This window comes from Microbacterium sp. CGR1, from assembly GCF_001266755.1.
Classification (GTDB): domain Bacteria; phylum Actinomycetota; class Actinomycetes; order Actinomycetales; family Microbacteriaceae; genus Microbacterium.
Map to the genome: position 1 here is coordinate 1,745,404 of NZ_CP012299.1, position 17,917 is coordinate 1,763,320.

Consider the following 17,917-nt stretch of genomic DNA (forward strand, 5'->3'; position numbering starts at 1 on the left):
CATCAGACGGCGTCGTCGATGACCCGGATCGAAGGAGATCTCATGGTGCGCAGTTCCTATCCCGATGTCGAGATCCCCGCGGTCTCGATCCACCAGTTCCTCTTCGGAGACGTCGAGGAAGACCGTCTCGACGCAGTCGCCCTCGTCGACGGAGTCAGCGGCGCCACCACGACCTACCGTCAGCTGATCGCCCAGATCGACCTCTTCGCGGGCGCGCTCGCAGCGCGAGGGGTGGACGTCGGGACGAAGGTCGGGGTCCTCTGTCCCAACATCCCGGCCTTCGCGACGGTCTTCCACGGCATCCTGCGGGCAGGAGCGACGGCGACCACGATCAACTCCCTGTACACGGCCGAGGAGATCGCGAACCAGCTGACCGACGCCGAGGCGACGTGGCTGATCACCGTCTCGCCGCTGCTGCCGGGCGCGAAGGCCGCCGCGGACGCCGTCGGACTCGCCGACGACCACGTGATCGTCCTCGACGGCGCCGAGGGGCATCCGTCGCTGCCTGCCCTGCTCGGCGAGGGTCGCCCCGCTCCCGAAGTGAGCTTCGACCCGGCGACGCATCTCGCCGTACTCCCCTACTCCTCGGGCACGACCGGCCGGCCCAAGGGCGTCATGCTGACCCACCGCAACCTGATCGCGAACGTCAGCCAGTGCCGCTCGACGATCTCTCTCCGTGACGACGACCGAGTACTCGCCGTCCTGCCGTTCTTCCACATCTACGGGATGACGGTGCTGCTGAACTTCGCGCTGCGCCAGCGCGCGGCTCTGGTCACGATGCCGAAGTTCGACCTGACGGAGTTCCTCCGGGTCGTGCAGGAGCACCGGACGAGCTGGGTCTTCATCGCGCCGCCGATCGCCGTCGCGCTCGCGAAGCATCCGCTCATCGATCAGTACGACACCTCCGCGATCAAGGTCATCTTCTCGGGGGCTGCTCCGCTCGACGGCGCTCTCGCATCCGCAGTGGCCGATCGCCTGGGGTGCACGGTCTGTCAGGGCTACGGAATGACGGAGACGAGCCCGGTCACGCACGCGATCCCGTACGACCGCCCGGACATCGACCGCTCGTCCGTGGGGATGCTGCTCGCGAACACGGAGGCGCGTCTCGTCGCGGAGGACGGCTCCGATGTCACTGCACCGGCCGAGGGCGCCAGCGAACCGGGCGAGCTCCTGATCCGCGGTCCCCAGGTGATGGCCGGATACCTCAACCGGCCGGATGCGACGGCCGAGATGCTCGACAGCGACGGCTGGCTTCACACCGGCGACGTGGCGACGGTGACGCACGACGGCATCTTCCGGATCGTCGACCGTCTCAAGGAGCTCATCAAGTACAAGGGCTACCAGGTCGCGCCGGCCGTGCTCGAGGCGGTCCTGCTCGAGCATCCGGCCATCGCCGATGCGGCCGTGATCGGCGTGCCCGACGCGGATGGACAGGAGGTACCCAAGGCGTTCGTGGTCGCGCAGCAGGGAGCAGACCTCGACGCGGATGCGGTGATGGCGCACGTCGCCGCCCATGTCGCGCCTCATGAGAAGGTGAGGCAGGTCGAGTTCATCGACGCCATTCCCAAGTCGGCATCCGGCAAGATCCTGCGCAAGGATCTGCGCGCACGCTGAGTCCAGGCGCCGGATACACGAAGAAGCCCGCCGTCCCTCACGGGGCGGCGGGCTTCTTCGAGTGAGCGAGGTGCTTACTCGGACTTCTTCTCGACAGCGTCCTCGGCGGCAGCCTCGGCTGCTTCGCCCTCGGCCTGCGACTCGGCGCCGGCCTCGACGGTCTCGTCTGCCGGAGCCTCCTCGACGGGAGCCTCCTCAGCGGGAGCCTCCTCGACGACCTCGGCCGGCTTCTCAGCCTTGGCAGCCTTCTTGGTGGACTTCGCCTTGGGGGTGACGGGCTCGAGAACGAGCTCGATCACTGCCATGGGGGCGTTGTCACCCTTGCGGTTGCCGACCTTCGTGATGCGGGTGTAGCCACCCTCACGGTCTGCGACCAGCGGGGCGATCTCGGCGAAGAGCGTGTGAACGACGCTCTTGTCGCCGATGACCGAGAGAACGCGACGACGAGCGTGCAGGTCTCCGCGCTTGGCGAAGGTGATCAGGCGCTCGGCGAGCGGACGCAGGCGCTTGGCCTTGGTCTCGGTCGTCTTGATCGACTTGTGGGTGTACAGAGCCGCCGCGAGGTTGGCAAGCAGCAGGCGCTCGTGTGCGGGGCCGCCTCCGAGGCGGGGACCCTTAGTGGGCTTGGGCATAATCGTCTAACTCCTGGTCAGAAAGGTCGGGTATCAGAAGGACTCGTCTTCGCTGCCGCCGTAGAAGTGGGCGCCGTCGAAACCGGGCACCGAATCCTTGAGCGACAGACCGAGCGAGATGAGCTTGTCGCGCACCTCGTCGACCGACTTCTGGCCGAAATTGCGGATGTTCATGAGCTGTGTCTCCGACAGGGCGACGAGCTCGGAAACAGTGTTGATGCCCTCACGCTTCAGGCAGTTGTACGAGCGGACGGAGAGGTCGAGGTCCTCGATCGGCATCGACAGCTCGCTGGAGTTCACTGCCTCCACCGGTGCCGGGCCGATCTCGATGCCCTCAGCCTCGACGTTCAGCTCGCGGGCGAGACCGAACAGCTCGGTGAGCGTCTTCGCAGCCGAGGCGACGGCGTCGCGGGGGCTGATGGCGGACTTGGTCTCGACGTCGAGGACGAGCTTGTCGAAGTCGGTGCGCTCACCCGCACGGGTGGCGTCGACGCGGTAGCTGACCTTGAGCACCGGCGAGTAGATCGAGTCGATCGGGATCTGACCGGCCTCGGCATACTCGTTGCGGTTCTGCGTCGCCGAGACGTAGCCGCGGCCACGCTCGATCGTGAGCTCGAGCTCGAACTTCGCCGTCTCGTTGAGCGTCGCGATGACGAGCTCGGGGTTCTGGACCTCGACACCGGCCGGAGCCGAGATGTCAGCGGCGGTCACTTCGCCCGAACCGGTCTTGCGCAGGTAAGCGGTGATGGGCTCGTCGCGCTCCGACGAGACCACGAGCTGCTTGATGTTGAGGATGATCTCGGTGACATCCTCCTTCACGCCGGGGATGGTGCTGAACTCGTGCAGCACGCCGTCGATGCGAACGCTGGTGACCGCGGCGCCGGGGATCGACGACAGCAGGCTGCGACGAAGCGCGTTGCCGATCGTGTATCCGAAGCCGGGCTCCAGAGGCTCGATGATGAACCGGCTACGGTTCTCGACGATCTTTTCCTCGGTCAGTGTGGGACGCTGTGCAATAAGCACTCTGTGTTCCTTTCGATCACATGCCCGCTATATGACATGTGGTGGGGTGAGGTCTTGAGTTTTGGGAGTCGATGCCCGCGCTGGCGGGCGTCGAGCCGCTCGGACCCGAAGGACCGAGCGGCTCAACAAGCCGGATCAGACGCGGCGGCGCTTCGGCGGGCGGCAGCCGTTGTGCGCCTGCGGCGTGACGTCCTGGATCGAGCCGACCTCGAGGCCGGCGGCCGTCAGCGAGCGGATCGCGGTCTCGCGACCCGAGCCCGGTCCCTTGACGAAGACGTCGACCTTCTTGACGCCGTGCTCCTGCGCCTGGCGGGCGGCCGACTCGGCAGCCATTCCAGCGGCGTAGGGCGTCGACTTGCGCGAGCCCTTGAAGCCCACGCCACCCGACGATGCCCAGCTGATGACAGCGCCGGACGGGTCGGTGATCGAGACGATCGTGTTGTTGAACGTCGACTTGATGTGGGCGTGGCCCAGCGCGATGTTCTTCTTTTCCTTGCGGCGCGGCTTGCGCGCGGCGGCCTTGGGTGCAGCCATGAAAGTGTTCTCCTAGTCCCTGGGGCCGCGCTTAGCGGGCCTTCTTCTTGCCTGCGACGGTGCGCTTCGGGCCCTTGCGGGTACGGGCGTTGGTCTTGGTGCGCTGACCACGGACCGGGAGGCCACGACGGTGGCGGATGCCCTCGTAGGAGCCGATCTCGACCTTGCGGCGGATGTCTGCGGCGACCTCGCGGCGCAGGTCACCCTCCACCTTGTAGTTGCCTTCGATGTAGTCGCGGAGGGCGATCAGCTGGTCATCGCTGAGGTCCTTCACGCGGATGCTCTCGTCGATCTCCGTAGCCTTGAGGATCTCGACCGAGCGGGTACGGCCGACGCCGTAGATGTAGGTAAGGGCGATCACCACGCGCTTATCGCGCGGGATGTCAACGCCGGCAAGACGTGCCATGCGGTTCTCCTGAGTGTTGTGGAGGTGTGGAGCAGGATCGGTGCTCGGGCCTCCGCCCCGAGGTGTCCCCCACTCGCGTGGGATCTGATCCTGCCGTTGTGTGTATTGAGTTGTGAGTCAGATCCGAAGAGTCCGTCGGCATCGCCGACGGGCGCTCAGCCCTGGCGCTGCTTGTGGCGCGGGTTGCTCTTGCAGATGACCATGACGCGGCCGTGACGGCGGATCACCTTGCAGTGATCGCACATGGGCTTGACGCTGGGGTTGACCTTCATGATGTGTCCTATTCGCTGTCTTCACCGGGCAGGCTGAGTGCCTGGGGTGTTACTTCTCGACCGATCAGCGGTAGCGGTAGACGATTCGTCCGCGGGTCAGGTCGTAGGGGCTGAGCTCCACGACCACACGGTCTTCGGGGATGATGCGGATGTAGTTCTGCCGCATCTTGCCTGAGATCGTTGCAAGGACCTTGTGTCCGTTGGAGAGCTCAACGCGGAACATCGCGTTGGGCAGAGCCTCGGAGATCACGCCCTCGATCTCGATGACACCGTCTTTCTTAGCCATAGCCTCGCTGACGCTTCTGCAGACCGGTCGATCTGCGGTGGGTGATTGGATTGCGATACCTCTGCCGATTCAGACACGCCGAATCAAGGCGCAAGGCACCAAGGATCTATGTTATCCGACAACGGGAGTTCCGGCAACCTGAGCAGAATGCCGGAACTCCCGTTGATCGGACCAGACGGGATCAGCCGAGGATCTTGGCGAACTCCGCCTCGATCTCGCTGTTCTCGATGCGGTTCCCGTTGACCTCGACGGTCGGGGTCCCGGTGATCTCGTGCGCCTTCGTCTGCGAGTCGGCGAACTTGTTGTAGGTGCCGTCGGCGATGCAGTCAGCCGCGGCGCCCGCCCCGGCCTGCTCGGCGAGCGCGCTCAGCTCCTCGACGCTGAGACCGGCCGAGTTCTCCTCGGGCTGGTTCGCGAAGAGCAGGTTGAAGTAGTCGAGAGTCGAGTCGGGAGCCTCGGCGGCGACGCAGTACATCGAGCCGGCCGACAACGAGGAGTACTCCCCCGTCGTCGAGTAGCGGTTGAGGATCGACACCGGGTGGATGTTCAGCGTGATCTTGTCGTCGGCGGCTGCCGCCTGCAGCTGCTCGCCGTAGACGTCCTCGAACTGCCCGCAGACGGGGCACATGAAGTCGACGTAGGTGTCGATCTCGTCCTCGCCCGACCCGAACGAGATGGCGCCGGTCTCCTCGTTCACGATCGAGCTCTGCGGGGCCGTGCCCGGGGAGGTCGCCTGGTTGTTCAGGAACACGACGACGAAGGCCAGAACGGCCAGCACGACCACCACTGCCGCCGAGACGCCGATCACGAACCAGTTGGTGTTGCTCTTCGCGGCTGCCATTGCTTTCCGTTTCTGTCGCGGTCCGCCGATGGCGGACCCGGCTTGAAGTCCTCGGGCGCACGCGCACCCATACACCCATTGTGCCCGGAGAAACCTATGCGCACGTTGTGATCGAGCGCTGGATCGCCGATCGCGTCGTGACCGACAGCGCCGGCTTCAGGCGATCGGGGTCGGCGTCACGCCGAACGGGGCGAGACCGGCCGCTCCCCCGTCTGCCGCGGTCAGCACCCAGATCCCGTCCGCGTGCAGTGCGACGCTGTGCTCCCAGTGCGAGCCGTCGGTGCCGTCGACCGTCGAGACGGTCCAGTCGTCGTCCTCGACGAAGGTCTCGTCGCTGCCGGCAGTGACCATGGGCTCGATCGCCAGCACGAGACCGGGCTTGACCTCGGCGCCCGGGTCGGGCGTGCGGTAGTTGAAGACGCTGGGCGCCTCGTGCATCTTGCGTCCGATGCCGTGGCCGACGTACTCGCGCAGGATGCCGTACGTCTCGCCGGAGACGGCTGACGGGCCCTGCGCCTCGATGTAACCCTGGATCGCGGCTCCGATGTCACCGAGGTGCGACGCGGACGCCATGGCGGCGATCCCCGACCACATCGAGCCCTCCGTGACCCGCGAGAGCTCCTCGCGCCGGGCGACCAGCTCGCGGCGCGTCTCATCAGGGACGACGACGGTGATGGCGCTGTCGCCGTTCCAGCCCTGGTACTGCGCGCCGCAGTCGATCGAGACGATGTCCCCTGCCTGAAGGACCCTCTCACCCGGGATGCCGTGGACGACCTCTTCGTTCACCGAGATGCAGGTGGTGTGCCGGTATCCGCGAACGAGCTGGAAGTTCGATTCCGCGCCACGGGCGAGGATCACACGGTTCGCTTCGGCGTCGAGCTCGAGAGTCGTGACACCGGGTCGTATCAGCGGCCGGACGGCGTCGAGCGCAGCCGCCGTGATGAGACCGGGCTCCACCATCGCACGCAGCTGAGCCGCGCTCTTGTAGATCGACTTGCGGAACATCGTTCGGTGATCAGGCCGCGAGGCGCAGACCGCGTGCGGTCAGCGCCGCGAACACGCGCTCGGTGATCTCGTCGAGCGAGCCCACGCCGTCGATGCGGTCGACGATCCCACGGGGGCCGTAGACCTCGAGGATCGGGGCCGTCTCGTGCTCGTAGATGTCGAGACGGTGTGCGATCGCCTCATCCGTGTCATCCGAACGACCCTGCTCCGCTGCACGGAGCTTGAGACGCTCGATGCTCTCTTCGCGCGGGACGTCGAGCAGGATGACGGCGTCGAGGGACTCCCCCCGGGCACCGAGGAACGCGTCGAGGTGCTCGACCTGCGCGGCATTGCGGGGGTATCCGTCGAGCAGGAAGCCCTTGGCTGCATCGTCCTGCGAGAGGCGATCGCGAACGATCTCGCTGGTGAGCTCGTCGGGAACGAGATCGCCCTTGTCGAGGATCGCCGTGACCTGCTGGCCGAGCGGCGTGCCCTCCTTGATGTTCGCGCGGAAGATGTCGCCCGTCGAGACGACCGGTATGCCGTAGGACTCTGCGATGCGGACGCCCTGCGTGCCCTTCCCCGAGCCCTGCGGACCGACGATGAGGAGACGAGCTGATCGAGTCATCGGAGGAGCCCTTCGTAGTGTCGCTGCTGCAGCTGTGCGTCGATCTGCTTGACCGTCTCGAGACCGACACCCACGATGATGAGGATCGATGCGCCGCCGAACGGGAAGTTCTGGTTGGCGCCGACGGTGGCGAGAGCGATGAGCGGGATCAGCGCGATGAGGCCGAGGTAGATCGACCCGGGCAGCGTGATGCGCGTGAGCACGTAGTCGAGGTACTCGGCAGTCGGACGACCGGCACGGATGCCGGGAATGAATCCGCCGTACTTCTTCATGTTGTCGGCGACCTCGACCGGGTTGAAGGTGATCGCGACGTAGAAGTACGTGAAGCCGATGATCAGCAGGAAGTACACGGCCATGTAGATCGGGCTGTTGCCGGTCGTGAAGTTCGCGCTGATCCAGGTGACCCACGCTGCCGGCTCGGAGCCGTCCTGAGGGGTGTTGAACTGTGCGATGAGCGCCGGGATGTACAGCAGCGACGAGGCGAAGATCACGGGGATCACACCGGCCATGTTGACCTTGATCGGAATGTACGTGTTGGTGCCGCCGTAGGTGCGGCGACCGACCATGCGCTTGGCGTACTGCACCGGGATGCGCCGCTGGGACTGTTCGACGAAGACGACGAGGCCCATGACGATGATTCCCACCAGAAGCACCAGGAGGAAGACCTCGAAGCCCTTGCTCTCCCAGATGAGCCACATGGCTCCGGGGAACGTGGCGGCGATCGAGGTGAAGATGAGCAGCGACATGCCGTTGCCGATACCGCGCTCGGTGACGAGCTCTGCGAACCACATGATGAGGCCCGTGCCGGCGGTCATCGCCATGATGATGAGCAGCTGCGCCCACCACACGTCGTTGGTGAGGAGGTTCTGGCACGCGGCGATGTCGGTGGTGCCGAAGAGCTGACCGCTGCGGGCCACCGTGACCAGCGTCGTCGACTGCAGCAGTGCGAGAGCGATGGTGAGGTAGCGCGTGTACTGGGTCAGACGGGCCTGGCCGGCCTGGCCCTCTTTGTGCAGAGCCTCGAAGTGAGGGATGACCACGCGAAGGAGCTGAGTGATGATCGTCGCGGTGATGTACGGCATCACGCCGAGGGCGAAGATCGAGAGCTGGAGGAGCGCGCCACCCGAGAACAGGTTGACGAGTCCGAGGAGTCCCTCCGTCCCGGAGTTCAGCGCGAGGCACTCCTCGACGTTCGGGAAGTTCACGAACGGAGCAGGCACATTCGAGCCAAGCCGGTAGATGGCGACGATGGCGAGGGTGAAACCGATCTTCCGACGCAGGTCGGGCGTGCGGAAGATCCGCGCGATGGCGCTAAACAAGGACGTCCTCCTGAAAGGTTGCCGATCCCTGAAGGACGGCTGAAAGAACAGGCTAACCCATAAGAGGGGCCGGAGAATCTCCGACCCCTCTCATGAAGTGGTTACTTGACGGATCCGCCAGCCGCCACGATCTTCTGCTCGGCGGAACCCGAGACCTTGTCGACCGCGACGGTGAGCTTCACGGCGATGTCGCCGTCTCCGAGAACCTTGACCTTCTCGTTCTTGCGAACGGCACCCTTGGCGACCAGGTCGCTGATGGTGACGTCGCCACCCGTGGGGTACAGCTCCGCGAGCTTCTCCAGGTTCACGACCTGGTACTCGACGCGGAACGGGTTCTTGAACCCGCGCAGCTTCGGGGTGCGCATGTGCAGAGGCATCTGCCCACCCTCGAAGCCGACGCGAACGGTGTTGCGAGCCTTGGTGCCCTTGGTACCGCGACCCGCGGTCTTACCCTTGGAGCCCTCACCGCGACCGACACGGGTCTTCGCGGTGTTGGATCCGGGGACCGGACGCAGGTGGTGCACCTTCAGCACGCCGGGGCGGGATGCCGGAGCATCCTTCTTCGGCGCAGCCTTCTTGGCAGCCGGCTTCTTGACGGCGTCGGCCTTGGCCTCGGTCGCCTTCGCCGGTGCCTTCTTGGCGGCGGGCTTCTTCTCGGCTGCGGCCTTGGGAGCGGCAGCCTTCTTCGGGGCCTTCTCGGCGCCTGCGGCTTCGTTCTTCTCAGCCATTAGTCGATCTCCTCAACCTTGACGAGGTGGGCGACGGTCTTGACGTAACCGCGCGTCTGCGCGTCGTCGGGGCGAACGGTGCTGTCACCGATTCGCTTCAGACCGAGGCTGCGCAGCGTGTCACGCTGGTTCTGCTTCTCGCTCACCTTGGACTTGACCTGCGTGACCTTCAGGCGCGCAGCCATCAGGCACCTACCTTCTGTGCGGCGATGGCGTCAGCCTCCGCACGGACGAGACGCGCGGGTGCGACCTGGTCGAACTCGAGGCCACGACGTGCGGCGACCGCACGGGGCTCCTCGAGCATCTTCAGGGCCGTCACCGTCGCGTGCACGATGTTGATCGTGTTCGACGAGCCGAGCGACTTCGACAGCACGTCGTGGATGCCGGCGCACTCGAGCACGGCGCGAACCGGACCACCGGCGATGACACCGGTACCGGCAGCGGCCGGACGAAGCAGGACGACGCCTGCTGCGGCCTCACCCTGCACGGGGTGCGGGATGGTGCTGCCGACGCGCGGAACGCGGAAGAAGTTGCGCTTGGCCTCTTCGACACCCTTCGAGATCGCCAGAGGGACCTCGCGGGCCTTGCCGTAGCCGACGCCCACCAGACCGTTGCCGTCGCCGACGACCACGAGAGCGGTGAAGCTGAAGCGACGACCACCCTTCACGACCTTCGAGACGCGGTTGATGGTGACCACGCGCTCGAGGAACTGGTTGTCCCCACGGTCGCGGGAGTTGCGGTCACGGCCACCCTGGTTGCGGTCGCTACGGCCGCCACGGCGGTTGTCGCGCTGAGACGGCTCAGCCTGCGTGGTGCCGGTGGCAGTCTCGGAAGTGGCAGCTGCCGCTTCGGTCACTTCGTTCTCCTTGTTGTCACTCACAGTGCCAGACCCCCTTCGCGGGCGCCGTCGGCGATGGCGGCGACACGACCGGCGTAGCGGTTTCCGCCACGGTCGAACACTGCCTCGGAAACGCCGGCAGACTTCGCACGCTCGGCGAGAAGCTCGCCGACCTTGCGGGCCTTGGCGGTCTTGTCACCCTCGAGCGAACGCAGGTCGGTCTCGAGCGTCGATGCCGACGCAACGGTGTGACCCTTGCTGTCGTCGACAAGCTGCACGAAGACGTGGCGAGCCGAGCGGTTGACGACGAGACGCGGACGCGCCTCGGTGCCGACGACCTTCTTGCGAAGGCGGGCATGACGACGCGCGCGGGCGTCAGACTTTGACTTGAGAGCCATGGTTACTTACCACTCTTTCCGGCCTTGCGACGCACGACCTCGCCGGCGTAACGCACGCCCTTGCCCTTGTACGGCTCGGGCTTGCGGATCTTGCGGATGTTCGCAGCTGCCTCGCCGACAGCCTGCTTGTCGATACCACTGACGGTGAGCTTGTTGGTGCCCTCGACCGTGAGCGTGATACCGGCGGGCGGGTCGATGAGGACCGGGTGCGAGAAGCCGAGGGCGAACTCGACCGAGCTGCCCTTCTGAGCGACACGGTAACCGGTTCCGACGACCTCGAGACCCTTGGTGTAGCCCTGGGTCACGCCGATGATGTTGTTGTTGATGAGCGTGCGGGTCAGGCCGTGAAGCGACCGGGACTCACGTTCGTCGTCGGGACGGGTGACGAGAACCTGGTTCTCCTCGACCGCGACCTCGATGGGCTTGGCGACCGTCAGGGTGAGCTCACCCTTGGGGCCCTTCACCGCGACCTCACGGCCGTCGACCGAGATGGTCACGCCCGCGGGAACGTCGATGGGAAGTCGTCCAATACGGGACATTTTCGATTACCACACGTAGGCGAGAACTTCTCCGCCCACGCCCTTCTGCTCTGCCTGACGGTCAGTGAGGAGACCGGAGGAGGTGGACAGGATGGCCACGCCGAGTCCGCCGAGGACCCTGGGCAGCTCGGTGGACTTCGCGTAGACGCGGAGGCCGGGCTTCGACACGCGCTTGATGCCCGCGATCGAACGCTCACGGTTGGGGCCGTACTTCAGCTGCAGGGTGAGGTTCGATCCGACGCGAGCGTCAGTCGTCTCCCATCCAGCGATGTAGCCCTCCTGCTGGAGGATCTCGGCGATGTGCGTCTTGAGCTTGCTCGACGGCAGGGTCACGGAGTCGTGATGCGCCGAGTTCGCGTTGCGCAGACGGGTCAGCAGATCTGCGACCGGGTCTGTCATTGTCATTGTTGTTTTCCTTTGTTCATGAGGTTCCGGCTGCCGTTACACGACAGACGGCCTGCGATGACACGCAATCTTCAATTGTACGGGATCGGGCGGGGCGCTGTGCGCCCCGCCCGAAACCGCTTACGCCTGGGCGTCTTCCGTACGGAAGGGGAAGCCGAGGTGACGAAGAAGCGCGCGACCTTCGTCGTCCGTCTTCGCGGTGGTGACGACGGTGATGTCGAAACCGCGAACCCGGTCGATCTTGTCCTGATCGATCTCGTGGAACACGCTCTGCTCCTGGAGACCGAAGGTGTAGTTGCCGTTTCCGTCGAACTGCTTGCCCGAGAGGCCGCGGAAGTCGCGGATACGGGGCAGAGCGAGCGAGACGAGACGGTCCAGGAACTCCCACGCACGGTCACCGCGGAGGGTGACGTGTGCGCCGATGGCCTGGCCCTCGCGCAGCTTGAACTGCGCGATCGACTTGCGAGCCTTCGTGACGAGCGGCTTCTGACCGGTGATCTTGGTGAGATCGTCGATCGCGCCGTCGATCACCTTGCTGTCGCGGGCCGCTTCACCGACACCGGTGTTCACGACGACCTTGACCAGACCGGGGATCTGCATCACGTTGGTGTAGCCGAACTCATCCTGCAGCTTCTGCTGGATCTCGGCCTTGTACTTCGCCTTCAGGCGGGGCTGGATCTTGCCAGCCACCGCAGCGTCGGTGGTTGCCATCAGAGGTCCTTACCTGACTTCTTCGCGTACCGCACACGGACGGTGCGCTTGACGCCGTCCTTGGTCTGCTCCTCGACCCGGTGGCCGACCTTGGTCGGCTTCTTGGTCGAGGGGTCGACGAGTGCGACGTTCGAGATGTGGATGGAGGCCTCGACAGTCTCGAGGCCGCCCGTCTTGGTGCCACGCTGCGTCTGTCCGACGCGCGTGTGCTTGGTGACGTAGTTCACGCCTTCGACGATGACGCGGTTCTTGTCGGACAGGATCTCGAGGACCTTGCCCTGCTTGCCGCGGTCGCCGCCACGCTCCTGCGTGGCTCCGGTGATGACCTGAACCAGGTCACCCTTCTTGATCTTCGCCATGACTTAAATAACCTCCGGCGCCAGCGAGACGATCTTCATGAACTTCTTGTCACGAAGCTCGCGACCGACCGGTCCGAAGATACGGGTGCCGCGGGGCTCCCCGTCGTTCTTCAGGATCACGGCGGCGTTCTCGTCGAACTTGATGTACGAGCCGTCGGGACGACGCGTGGACTTGACCGTGCGGACGATGACGGCCTTGACCACATCGCCCTTCTTGACGTTGCCGCCGGGGATCGCGTCCTTGACGGTCGCGACGATCGTGTCACCGAGTCCGGCGTAACGACGGCGCGAGCCGCCGAGCACACGGATGGTGAGCAGTTCCTTCGCGCCGGTGTTGTCGGCGACCTTGAGGCGGGATTCCTGCTGGATCACTTGGCCTTCTCCAGAATCTCCACCAGACGCCAGCGCTTCGTGGCGCTGAGCGGGCGGGTCTCGTTGATCAGGACGAGGTCGCCGATGCCGGCGGAGTTCGCCTCATCGTGCGCCTTGACCTTCGAGGTGCGGCGGATGACCTTGCCGTAAAGCGGGTGCTTCACGCGGTCCTCGACCTCGACCACGATGGTCTTGTCCATCTTGTCGCTGATGACGTAGCCACGACGCGACTTGCGGTACCCACGGGCATCCGCATCGCGAACATCGTGCTCTGCGTGCTCAGCCTCGACGGCAGCTTCCTTCTTGGTGGCCATCACTCAGCCTCTTCCTTCACGGCGTCGTCAGCGGAGTCCGCCTTCTTCGCCTTCGACTTGGTCGCCTTCTTGGCCGGAGCCTCGACCGGAGCGGGCGTCGCACGGATGCCCAGCTCGCGCTCGCGGATCACGGTGTACAGGCGCGCGATGTCGCGCTTGACGGCGCGGATGCGGCCGTGGCTCTCCAGCTGGCCGGTGGCCGACTGGAAACGGAGGTTGAACAGCTCCTCCTTGGCCTTACGCAGCTCCTCAACGAGGCGCTGGTCTTCGAACGTGTCGAGCTCTGCCGGAGCGAGCTCCTTGGTGCCGATCGCCATTACGCGTCGCCCTCCTCGCGCTTGATGATGCGTGCCTTCAGCGGCAGCTTGTGGATTGCTCGGGTGAGGGCCTCGCGAGCGAGCTCCTCATTGACGCCTGCGACCTCGAAGAGGACGCGACCCGGCTTGACGTTGGCGACCCACCACTCGGGGGAACCCTTACCGGAACCCATGCGGGTCTCGGCAGGCTTCTTGGTGAGGGGGCGGTCGGGGTAGATGTTTATCCACACCTTTCCACCACGCTTGATGTGACGCGTCATCGCGATACGAGCGGACTCGATCTGACGGTTGGTCACGTAAGCGGGGGTGAGGGCCTGGATGCCGAAGTCGCCGAAGGAGACCTTCGTGCCACCGGTGGCCTGGCCATCACGCTTGGGGTGATGCTGCTTGCGGTACTTGACCTTGCGGGGAATAAGCATCAGGCAGACGCTCCTTCTGCGACAGGGGCCTCGTTGCGCGGCGCGCGGCGGCGGTCGCCACCACGGTCGTCACGACGGGACTTCGGGGCGTTGGCCTGCTCGCGAGCAAGCTCCTTGTTGGTCAGGTCACCCTTGTAGATCCAGACCTTCACGCCGATGCGGCCGAAGGTGGTCTTCGCCTCGTAGAAGCCGTAGTCGATGTTCGCGCGCAGCGTGTGCAGCGGCACACGACCCTCGCGGTAGAACTCCGAGCGGCTCATCTCGGCGCCGCCGAGGCGGCCGGAGACCTGGATGCGGATGCCCTTGGCGCCAGCGCGCTGCGCGCCCTGGAGACCCTTGCGCATCGCACGACGGAACGCCACGCGAGCAGACAGCTGCTCGGCGATGCCCTGTGCGACGAGCTGAGCGTCAGCCTCGGGGTTCTTGACCTCGAGGATGTTCAGCTGGATCTGCTTGCCCGAGAGCTTCTCGAGGTCGCCGCGGATGCGCTCGGCCTCGGCGCCACGACGACCGATCACGATGCCCGGACGGGCGGTGTGGATGTCGACGCGGACGCGGTCACGGGTGCGCTCGATCTCGATGTTCGAGACACCGGCGCGGTCGAGCTGCGTCTTCAGCAGGTTGCGGATCTTGATGTCCTCGGCGACGTAGTCGGCGTAACGCTGACCCGGCTTCGTCGAGTCCGAGAACCAACGCGACACGTGGTCCGTGGTGATGCCGAGGCGGAAGCCGTACGGGTTTACTTTCTGTCCCATTACTTGCTCGCCTTCTTGTTGCTGTCGCTTGCAGCGGCCGGAGCCGCCTCAGGCGTCGAGAGCACGACCGTGATGTGGCTCGTGCGCTTCTTGATCTGGAAAGCGCGACCCTGTGCACGAGGCTGGAAACGCTTGAGCGTCGTCCCCTCGTCTACGTAGGCGTTAGCCACGTACAGGTCCTGCTCGTCGAGGTACTCGCCGTCACGATCCGCCTTGACCTGTGCGTTGGCCATGGCCGACGCGACAAGCTTGTAGATCGGCTCACTGGCGCTCTGCTGTGCGAACTTCAGGATCGCCAGAGCCTCCTGGGCCTGCTTGCCCTTGATGAGCGCGACGACACGACGAGCCTTCTGAGGGGTCACGCGGATGTGTCGCACGCGTGCGATGGACTCCACCATTTCTCTCTCCTCTATCGCCACCGCGTCAGCGGCGGCGGCCCTTCTTGTCGTCCTTCTCGTGGCCGCGGAAGGTGCGGGTGGGCGCGAACTCGCCCAGTTTGTGGCCGACCATGGTCTCGGACACAAACACGGGGATGTGCTTGCGACCGTCGTGGACCGCGATCGTGTGACCCAGCATGGCCGGGATGATCATGGACCGGCGAGACCAGGTCTTGATGACGTTCTTGGTGCCGGCTTCGTTCTGCACGACCACCTTGCGAAGCAGGTGATCGTCGACGAAGGGGCCCTTCTTAAGACTGCGAGGCATCTTCTCTTACTCCTACTTACGCTTCTTGCCGGCGTTACGACGACGCACGATGTACTTGTCGCTTTCCTTGTTGGCGTGACGGGTGCGACCCTCAGCCTGGCCCCACGGAGAGACGGGGTGACGTCCACCGGACGTCTTGCCCTCACCACCACCGTGCGGGTGGTCGACCGGGTTCATCGCGACACCACGGACGGTCGGGCGGACGCCCTTCCAGCGCATGCGGCCGGCCTTGCCCCAGTTGATGTTCGACTGCTCGGCGTTGCCGACCTCGCCGATGGTCGCGCGGCAGCGCGCATCGACGTTGCGGATCTCGCCCGAGGGCAGACGCAGCTGGGCGAAGTTGCCATCCTTGGCCACGAGACGGACGGATGCACCGGCCGAACGTGCCATCTTCGCGCCGCCACCAGGACGGAGCTCGATCGCGTGGATGACGGTACCCGTCGGGATGTTCTTCAGCGGGAGGTTGTTGCCCGGCTTGATGTCGGCACCAGCACCCGACTCGACGACGTCGCCCTGCTTCAGCTTCGCCGGCGCGAGGATGTAGCGCTTCTCGCCGTCGAAGTAGTGCAGCAGCGCGATGCGTGCCGTGCGGTTGGGGTCGTACTCGATGTGAGCGACGCGGGCGTCGACGCCGTCCTTGTCATTGCGACGGAAGTCGATGACACGGTACTGGCGCTTGTGGCCACCACCGATGTGACGGGTCGTGATGCGGCCCTGGTTGTTGCGACCACCGGTCTTCGAGAGCGGGCGCAGCAGCGACTTCTCCGGCGTCGATCGGGTGATCTCGGCGAAGTCAGCCACCGACGAGCCGCGACGGCCCGGGGTCGTGGGCTTGTACTTGCGAATAGCCATTATTGTCCTTATCCCCCGGATCAGCCGATTGCCGTGAAGATGTCGATGGTGCCCGACTTCAGGGTCACGATGGCGCGCTTGGTGTCCTTGCGCTTGCCGGTGCCGAAGCGGGTGCGACGAGCCTTGCCGACGCGGTTGAGGGTGTTGACCCCTGCGACCTTGACGCCGAAGATCTTCTCGATGGCGAGCTTGATCTCGGTCTTCGAAGCGCGCGGGTCCACGAGGAAGGTGTACTTACCCTCGTCGATGAGACCGTAGCTCTTCTCGGACACGACCGGCTTCAGGATGACGTCGCGCGGGTCCTTGTTCAGGGCCGTCTGGAGAACAGATGCCTGCTCGCTCATGCGGAGACCTCCTGGTTGGCGCCGGACTTCGAGGCGATGAAGCCCTCGATCGCGGCCTGGGTGAAGACGATGTCGTCGGAGACGAGAACGTCGTAGGCGTTGAGCTGGTCGAACGTCAGAACGTGAACGTTGCTGAGGTTGCGGATGCTCTTGAGCGCGAGCTCGTCGTTGCGCACGATGACGACCAGGACGTTCTTCGACGTGGCGACCTGCGAGAGGAAGCTCACGGCTGCCTTCGTCGAGGGGGCGCCATCGGTGCCGAACGTGTCGATCACGTGCAGACGGTCCCCGCGGAAGCGATCGCTGAGTGCACCACGGAGGGCTGCGGCGATCATCTTCTTGGGGGTGCGCTGCGAGTAGTCGCGCGGCTTGGGGCCGTGCACGATTCCACCACCGGTCATGTGCGGCGCGCGGATCGAGCCCTGACGGGCGTTACCCGTGCCCTTCTGCTTGAAGGGCTTGCGGCCTGCACCCGAGACCTCACCGCGACGCTTGGTCGAGTGGGTTCCCTGGCGAGCCGCCGCGAGCTGCGCGACGACGACCTGGTGGATGAGCGGGATGTTCGTCTTGGCGTCGAACAGTTCGGCGGGAAGCTCGATCGAGCCAGCCTTCTTGCCGTCTGCCTTGAGGACGTCAAGCGCGAGAGTGGAGTCAGCCATGATCAGGCACCCTTCACTGCGTTGCGGACGTAGACGATGCGACCACGAGCACCGGGGACGGCGCCCTTGACGAGCAGCAGACCCTTCTCGATGTCGACGGCGTGCACCGTGAGGTTGAGGACGGTCACGCGCTCGCCACCCATACGGCCGGCCATGCGCATGCCCTTGAAGACGCGGCTCGGGGTCGACGATGCGCCGATGGAGCCGGGCTTGCGGTGGTTGCGGTGCGAACCGTGCGAAGCCGAGACGCCCTTGAAGTTGTGACGCTTCATGACACCGGCGAAGCCCTTGCCCTTGCTCGTGCCGACGACGTCGACGAGCTGGCCGGCTTCGAAGGTGCCGTCGACCGTGAGCTCCTGGCCCAGCGAGTAGTCAGCGGCATCCGCGGTGCGGATCTCGGTGACGTGACGACGCGGCGTGACGCCGGCGGCCTCGAAGTGGGCGGTCAGCGGCTTGTTCACCTTGCGCGGGTCGATCTGGCCGTACGCGATCTGCACGGCGTTGTAGCCGTCCTTCTCGGGGGTACGGATCTGCGTGACCACGTTCGAGGCGAGCTCGATGACGGTGACGGGAACGAGCTTGCCGTTCTCGTTCCACACCTGGGTCATGCCGAGCTTGGTGCCGAGCATGCCCTTGGAAATCTTGGAGTTGATGTCAACCATG

The 17,917-nt window shown here is 65.3% G+C and carries 30 protein-coding genes; 1 reads left to right on the top strand and 29 read right to left on the bottom strand.

Going from position 1 to position 17,917, the window contains the following annotated elements; genetic code table 11:
- The first annotated feature begins 42 nt into the window (after positions 1 to 42).
- A complete protein-coding gene (locus AKG07_RS08430; RefSeq protein WP_053097469.1) occupies positions 43 to 1,614 on the top strand; it encodes an AMP-binding protein in 1,572 nt (523 codons plus the stop codon).
- 74 nt (positions 1,615 to 1,688) lie between these two features.
- Here the strand turns inward: AKG07_RS08430 and rplQ are convergent, their stop codons facing one another.
- The 29 genes from rplQ to rplC form a co-directional block, all read right to left on the bottom strand.
- Positions 1,689 to 2,246 carry a 50S ribosomal protein L17 gene (gene rplQ, locus AKG07_RS08435; RefSeq protein WP_053097470.1) on the bottom strand — a complete coding sequence of 186 codons (558 nt, stop codon included), beginning with the start codon at positions 2,244 to 2,246 and terminating at the stop codon, positions 1,689 to 1,691.
- Positions 2,247 to 2,279: 33 nt separating this feature from the next.
- On the bottom strand, positions 2,280 to 3,269 hold the full coding sequence (locus AKG07_RS08440) for a DNA-directed RNA polymerase subunit alpha (RefSeq protein ID WP_042538798.1): 990 nt from the start codon (positions 3,267 to 3,269) through the stop codon (positions 2,280 to 2,282).
- 135 nt (positions 3,270 to 3,404) lie between these two features.
- Complete coding sequence (gene rpsK / locus AKG07_RS08445; RefSeq protein ID WP_045253826.1) at positions 3,405 to 3,803, bottom strand: 30S ribosomal protein S11; 399 nt, start codon at positions 3,801 to 3,803, stop codon at positions 3,405 to 3,407.
- 31 nt (positions 3,804 to 3,834) lie between these two features.
- On the bottom strand, positions 3,835 to 4,209 hold the full coding sequence (gene rpsM, locus AKG07_RS08450; RefSeq protein WP_047524098.1) for a 30S ribosomal protein S13: 375 nt from the start codon (positions 4,207 to 4,209) through the stop codon (positions 3,835 to 3,837).
- A gap of 155 nt (positions 4,210 to 4,364) precedes the next feature.
- Positions 4,365 to 4,481, bottom strand: a complete 117-nt coding sequence (gene rpmJ, locus AKG07_RS08455) for a 50S ribosomal protein L36 (RefSeq protein WP_033106073.1) — start codon at positions 4,479 to 4,481, stop codon at positions 4,365 to 4,367.
- A 64-nt stretch (positions 4,482 to 4,545) separates the two neighbouring features.
- Entirely contained in the window at positions 4,546 to 4,767 is a 222-nt protein-coding gene (infA, locus tag AKG07_RS08460; RefSeq protein WP_017201569.1) for a translation initiation factor IF-1, read from the bottom strand.
- 181 nt (positions 4,768 to 4,948) lie between these two features.
- A complete protein-coding gene (locus tag AKG07_RS08465; protein ID WP_053097471.1) occupies positions 4,949 to 5,608 on the bottom strand; it encodes a DsbA family protein in 660 nt (219 codons plus the stop codon).
- Positions 5,609 to 5,764: 156 nt separating this feature from the next.
- Positions 5,765 to 6,613 (bottom strand): type I methionyl aminopeptidase, encoded by an 849-nt coding sequence (gene map / locus AKG07_RS08470; RefSeq protein WP_053097472.1) that lies wholly within the window; start codon positions 6,611 to 6,613, stop codon positions 5,765 to 5,767.
- A gap of 10 nt (positions 6,614 to 6,623) precedes the next feature.
- Positions 6,624 to 7,220, bottom strand: a complete 597-nt coding sequence (locus AKG07_RS08475) for an adenylate kinase (protein ID WP_053097473.1) — start codon at positions 7,218 to 7,220, stop codon at positions 6,624 to 6,626.
- Positions 7,217 to 8,539 carry a preprotein translocase subunit SecY gene (gene secY / locus AKG07_RS08480; protein WP_053097474.1) on the bottom strand — a complete coding sequence of 441 codons (1,323 nt, stop codon included), beginning with the start codon at positions 8,537 to 8,539 and terminating at the stop codon, positions 7,217 to 7,219. The genes AKG07_RS08475 and secY overlap by 4 nt, the downstream gene beginning before the upstream one ends.
- A gap of 101 nt (positions 8,540 to 8,640) precedes the next feature.
- Entirely contained in the window at positions 8,641 to 9,267 is a 627-nt protein-coding gene (rplO, locus tag AKG07_RS08485; RefSeq protein ID WP_072591670.1) for a 50S ribosomal protein L15, read from the bottom strand.
- Positions 9,267 to 9,452, bottom strand: a complete 186-nt coding sequence (gene rpmD / locus AKG07_RS08490) for a 50S ribosomal protein L30 (protein ID WP_042538783.1) — start codon at positions 9,450 to 9,452, stop codon at positions 9,267 to 9,269. The genes rplO and rpmD overlap by 1 nt, the downstream gene beginning before the upstream one ends.
- The gene (rpsE, locus tag AKG07_RS08495; RefSeq protein ID WP_072591671.1) at positions 9,452 to 10,147 is read right to left on the bottom strand and encodes a 30S ribosomal protein S5; all 696 of its coding nucleotides are present in this window, start codon (positions 10,145 to 10,147) and stop codon (positions 9,452 to 9,454) included. The genes rpmD and rpsE overlap by 1 nt, the downstream gene beginning before the upstream one ends.
- Positions 10,144 to 10,503, bottom strand: a complete 360-nt coding sequence (gene rplR, locus AKG07_RS08500) for a 50S ribosomal protein L18 (protein ID WP_053097476.1) — start codon at positions 10,501 to 10,503, stop codon at positions 10,144 to 10,146. The genes rpsE and rplR overlap by 4 nt, the downstream gene beginning before the upstream one ends.
- A gap of 2 nt (positions 10,504 to 10,505) precedes the next feature.
- Positions 10,506 to 11,042 (bottom strand): 50S ribosomal protein L6, encoded by a 537-nt coding sequence (rplF, locus tag AKG07_RS08505; RefSeq protein WP_053097477.1) that lies wholly within the window; start codon positions 11,040 to 11,042, stop codon positions 10,506 to 10,508.
- A 6-nt stretch (positions 11,043 to 11,048) separates the two neighbouring features.
- Positions 11,049 to 11,447 (bottom strand): 30S ribosomal protein S8, encoded by a 399-nt coding sequence (gene rpsH, locus AKG07_RS08510; protein WP_045253835.1) that lies wholly within the window; start codon positions 11,445 to 11,447, stop codon positions 11,049 to 11,051.
- A gap of 120 nt (positions 11,448 to 11,567) precedes the next feature.
- Positions 11,568 to 12,158, bottom strand: a complete 591-nt coding sequence (rplE, locus tag AKG07_RS08515; protein ID WP_053097478.1) for a 50S ribosomal protein L5 — start codon at positions 12,156 to 12,158, stop codon at positions 11,568 to 11,570.
- Positions 12,158 to 12,517, bottom strand: a complete 360-nt coding sequence (rplX, locus tag AKG07_RS08520; RefSeq protein WP_045253837.1) for a 50S ribosomal protein L24 — start codon at positions 12,515 to 12,517, stop codon at positions 12,158 to 12,160. The genes rplE and rplX overlap by 1 nt, the downstream gene beginning before the upstream one ends.
- A 3-nt stretch (positions 12,518 to 12,520) precedes the next feature.
- Entirely contained in the window at positions 12,521 to 12,889 is a 369-nt protein-coding gene (rplN, locus tag AKG07_RS08525; RefSeq protein ID WP_053097479.1) for a 50S ribosomal protein L14, read from the bottom strand.
- Positions 12,886 to 13,203 carry a 30S ribosomal protein S17 gene (rpsQ, locus tag AKG07_RS08530; protein WP_053097480.1) on the bottom strand — a complete coding sequence of 106 codons (318 nt, stop codon included), beginning with the start codon at positions 13,201 to 13,203 and terminating at the stop codon, positions 12,886 to 12,888. Before rpsQ ends, rplN begins: the two co-directional genes overlap by 4 nt.
- Complete coding sequence (gene rpmC / locus AKG07_RS18220; protein WP_017829202.1) at positions 13,203 to 13,520, bottom strand: 50S ribosomal protein L29; 318 nt, start codon at positions 13,518 to 13,520, stop codon at positions 13,203 to 13,205. The genes rpsQ and rpmC overlap by 1 nt, the downstream gene beginning before the upstream one ends.
- Positions 13,520 to 13,939 carry a 50S ribosomal protein L16 gene (rplP, locus tag AKG07_RS08540; protein ID WP_053097481.1) on the bottom strand — a complete coding sequence of 140 codons (420 nt, stop codon included), beginning with the start codon at positions 13,937 to 13,939 and terminating at the stop codon, positions 13,520 to 13,522. Before rplP ends, rpmC begins: the two co-directional genes overlap by 1 nt.
- On the bottom strand, positions 13,939 to 14,694 hold the full coding sequence (gene rpsC, locus AKG07_RS08545) for a 30S ribosomal protein S3 (protein WP_042538759.1): 756 nt from the start codon (positions 14,692 to 14,694) through the stop codon (positions 13,939 to 13,941). The genes rplP and rpsC overlap by 1 nt, the downstream gene beginning before the upstream one ends.
- Complete coding sequence (gene rplV / locus AKG07_RS08550) at positions 14,694 to 15,092, bottom strand: 50S ribosomal protein L22 (RefSeq protein ID WP_053097482.1); 399 nt, start codon at positions 15,090 to 15,092, stop codon at positions 14,694 to 14,696. The genes rpsC and rplV overlap by 1 nt, the downstream gene beginning before the upstream one ends.
- A 25-nt stretch (positions 15,093 to 15,117) precedes the next feature.
- Positions 15,118 to 15,399 carry a 30S ribosomal protein S19 gene (gene rpsS, locus AKG07_RS08555; protein WP_017829205.1) on the bottom strand — a complete coding sequence of 94 codons (282 nt, stop codon included), beginning with the start codon at positions 15,397 to 15,399 and terminating at the stop codon, positions 15,118 to 15,120.
- A 12-nt stretch (positions 15,400 to 15,411) separates the two neighbouring features.
- A complete protein-coding gene (gene rplB, locus AKG07_RS08560; protein WP_053097483.1) occupies positions 15,412 to 16,251 on the bottom strand; it encodes a 50S ribosomal protein L2 in 840 nt (279 codons plus the stop codon).
- Between the two features lie 20 nt (positions 16,252 to 16,271).
- The gene (rplW, locus tag AKG07_RS08565) at positions 16,272 to 16,595 is read right to left on the bottom strand and encodes a 50S ribosomal protein L23 (RefSeq protein WP_053097484.1); all 324 of its coding nucleotides are present in this window, start codon (positions 16,593 to 16,595) and stop codon (positions 16,272 to 16,274) included.
- A complete protein-coding gene (rplD, locus tag AKG07_RS08570; protein ID WP_053097485.1) occupies positions 16,592 to 17,254 on the bottom strand; it encodes a 50S ribosomal protein L4 in 663 nt (220 codons plus the stop codon). Before rplD ends, rplW begins: the two co-directional genes overlap by 4 nt.
- Before the next feature lie 2 nt (positions 17,255 to 17,256).
- Entirely contained in the window at positions 17,257 to 17,916 is a 660-nt protein-coding gene (gene rplC / locus AKG07_RS08575) for a 50S ribosomal protein L3 (protein WP_053097486.1), read from the bottom strand.
- Position 17,917: the final 1 nt, after the last annotated feature.

What these genes read in the sequence shown, in the direction of transcription:
- AKG07_RS08430 (WP_053097469.1), top strand. Translation starts at nt 43, where the DNA reads ATGGTGCGCAGTTCCTATCCCGATGTCGAGATCCCCGCGGTCTCGATC.
- rplQ (WP_053097470.1), bottom strand. Translation starts at nt 2,246, where the DNA reads ATGCCCAAGCCCACTAAGGGTCCCCGCCTCGGAGGCGGCCCCGCACAC.
- rpsK (WP_045253826.1), bottom strand. Translation starts at nt 3,803, where the DNA reads ATGGCTGCACCCAAGGCCGCCGCGCGCAAGCCGCGCCGCAAGGAAAAG.
- rpsM (WP_047524098.1), bottom strand. Translation starts at nt 4,209, where the DNA reads ATGGCACGTCTTGCCGGCGTTGACATCCCGCGCGATAAGCGCGTGGTG.
- rpmJ (WP_033106073.1), bottom strand. Translation starts at nt 4,481, where the DNA reads ATGAAGGTCAACCCCAGCGTCAAGCCCATGTGCGATCACTGCAAGGTG.
- infA (WP_017201569.1), bottom strand. Translation starts at nt 4,767, where the DNA reads ATGGCTAAGAAAGACGGTGTCATCGAGATCGAGGGCGTGATCTCCGAG.
- AKG07_RS08465 (WP_053097471.1), bottom strand. Translation starts at nt 5,608, where the DNA reads ATGGCAGCCGCGAAGAGCAACACCAACTGGTTCGTGATCGGCGTCTCG.
- map (WP_053097472.1), bottom strand. Translation starts at nt 6,613, where the DNA reads ATGTTCCGCAAGTCGATCTACAAGAGCGCGGCTCAGCTGCGTGCGATG.
- AKG07_RS08475 (WP_053097473.1), bottom strand. Translation starts at nt 7,220, where the DNA reads ATGACTCGATCAGCTCGTCTCCTCATCGTCGGTCCGCAGGGCTCGGGG.
- rplO (WP_072591670.1), bottom strand. Translation starts at nt 9,267, where the DNA reads ATGGCTGAGAAGAACGAAGCCGCAGGCGCCGAGAAGGCCCCGAAGAAG.
- rpmD (WP_042538783.1), bottom strand. Translation starts at nt 9,452, where the DNA reads ATGGCTGCGCGCCTGAAGGTCACGCAGGTCAAGTCCAAGGTGAGCGAG.
- rplR (WP_053097476.1), bottom strand. Translation starts at nt 10,503, where the DNA reads ATGGCTCTCAAGTCAAAGTCTGACGCCCGCGCGCGTCGTCATGCCCGC.
- rplF (WP_053097477.1), bottom strand. Translation starts at nt 11,042, where the DNA reads ATGTCCCGTATTGGACGACTTCCCATCGACGTTCCCGCGGGCGTGACC.
- rpsH (WP_045253835.1), bottom strand. Translation starts at nt 11,447, where the DNA reads ATGACAATGACAGACCCGGTCGCAGATCTGCTGACCCGTCTGCGCAAC.
- rplE (WP_053097478.1), bottom strand. Translation starts at nt 12,158, where the DNA reads ATGGCAACCACCGACGCTGCGGTGGCTGGCAAGATCCAGCCCCGCCTG.
- rplX (WP_045253837.1), bottom strand. Translation starts at nt 12,517, where the DNA reads ATGGCGAAGATCAAGAAGGGTGACCTGGTTCAGGTCATCACCGGAGCC.
- rpsQ (WP_053097480.1), bottom strand. Translation starts at nt 13,203, where the DNA reads ATGGCCACCAAGAAGGAAGCTGCCGTCGAGGCTGAGCACGCAGAGCAC.
- rpmC (WP_017829202.1), bottom strand. Translation starts at nt 13,520, where the DNA reads ATGGCGATCGGCACCAAGGAGCTCGCTCCGGCAGAGCTCGACACGTTC.
- rplP (WP_053097481.1), bottom strand. Translation starts at nt 13,939, where the DNA reads ATGCTTATTCCCCGCAAGGTCAAGTACCGCAAGCAGCATCACCCCAAG.
- rpsC (WP_042538759.1), bottom strand. Translation starts at nt 14,694, where the DNA reads ATGGGACAGAAAGTAAACCCGTACGGCTTCCGCCTCGGCATCACCACG.
- rplV (WP_053097482.1), bottom strand. Translation starts at nt 15,092, where the DNA reads ATGGTGGAGTCCATCGCACGCGTGCGACACATCCGCGTGACCCCTCAG.
- rpsS (WP_017829205.1), bottom strand. Translation starts at nt 15,399, where the DNA reads ATGCCTCGCAGTCTTAAGAAGGGCCCCTTCGTCGACGATCACCTGCTT.
- rplB (WP_053097483.1), bottom strand. Translation starts at nt 16,251, where the DNA reads ATGGCTATTCGCAAGTACAAGCCCACGACCCCGGGCCGTCGCGGCTCG.
- rplW (WP_053097484.1), bottom strand. Translation starts at nt 16,595, where the DNA reads ATGAGCGAGCAGGCATCTGTTCTCCAGACGGCCCTGAACAAGGACCCG.
- rplD (WP_053097485.1), bottom strand. Translation starts at nt 17,254, where the DNA reads ATGGCTGACTCCACTCTCGCGCTTGACGTCCTCAAGGCAGACGGCAAG.
- rplC (WP_053097486.1), bottom strand. Translation starts at nt 17,916, where the DNA reads ATGGTTGACATCAACTCCAAGATTTCCAAGGGCATGCTCGGCACCAAG.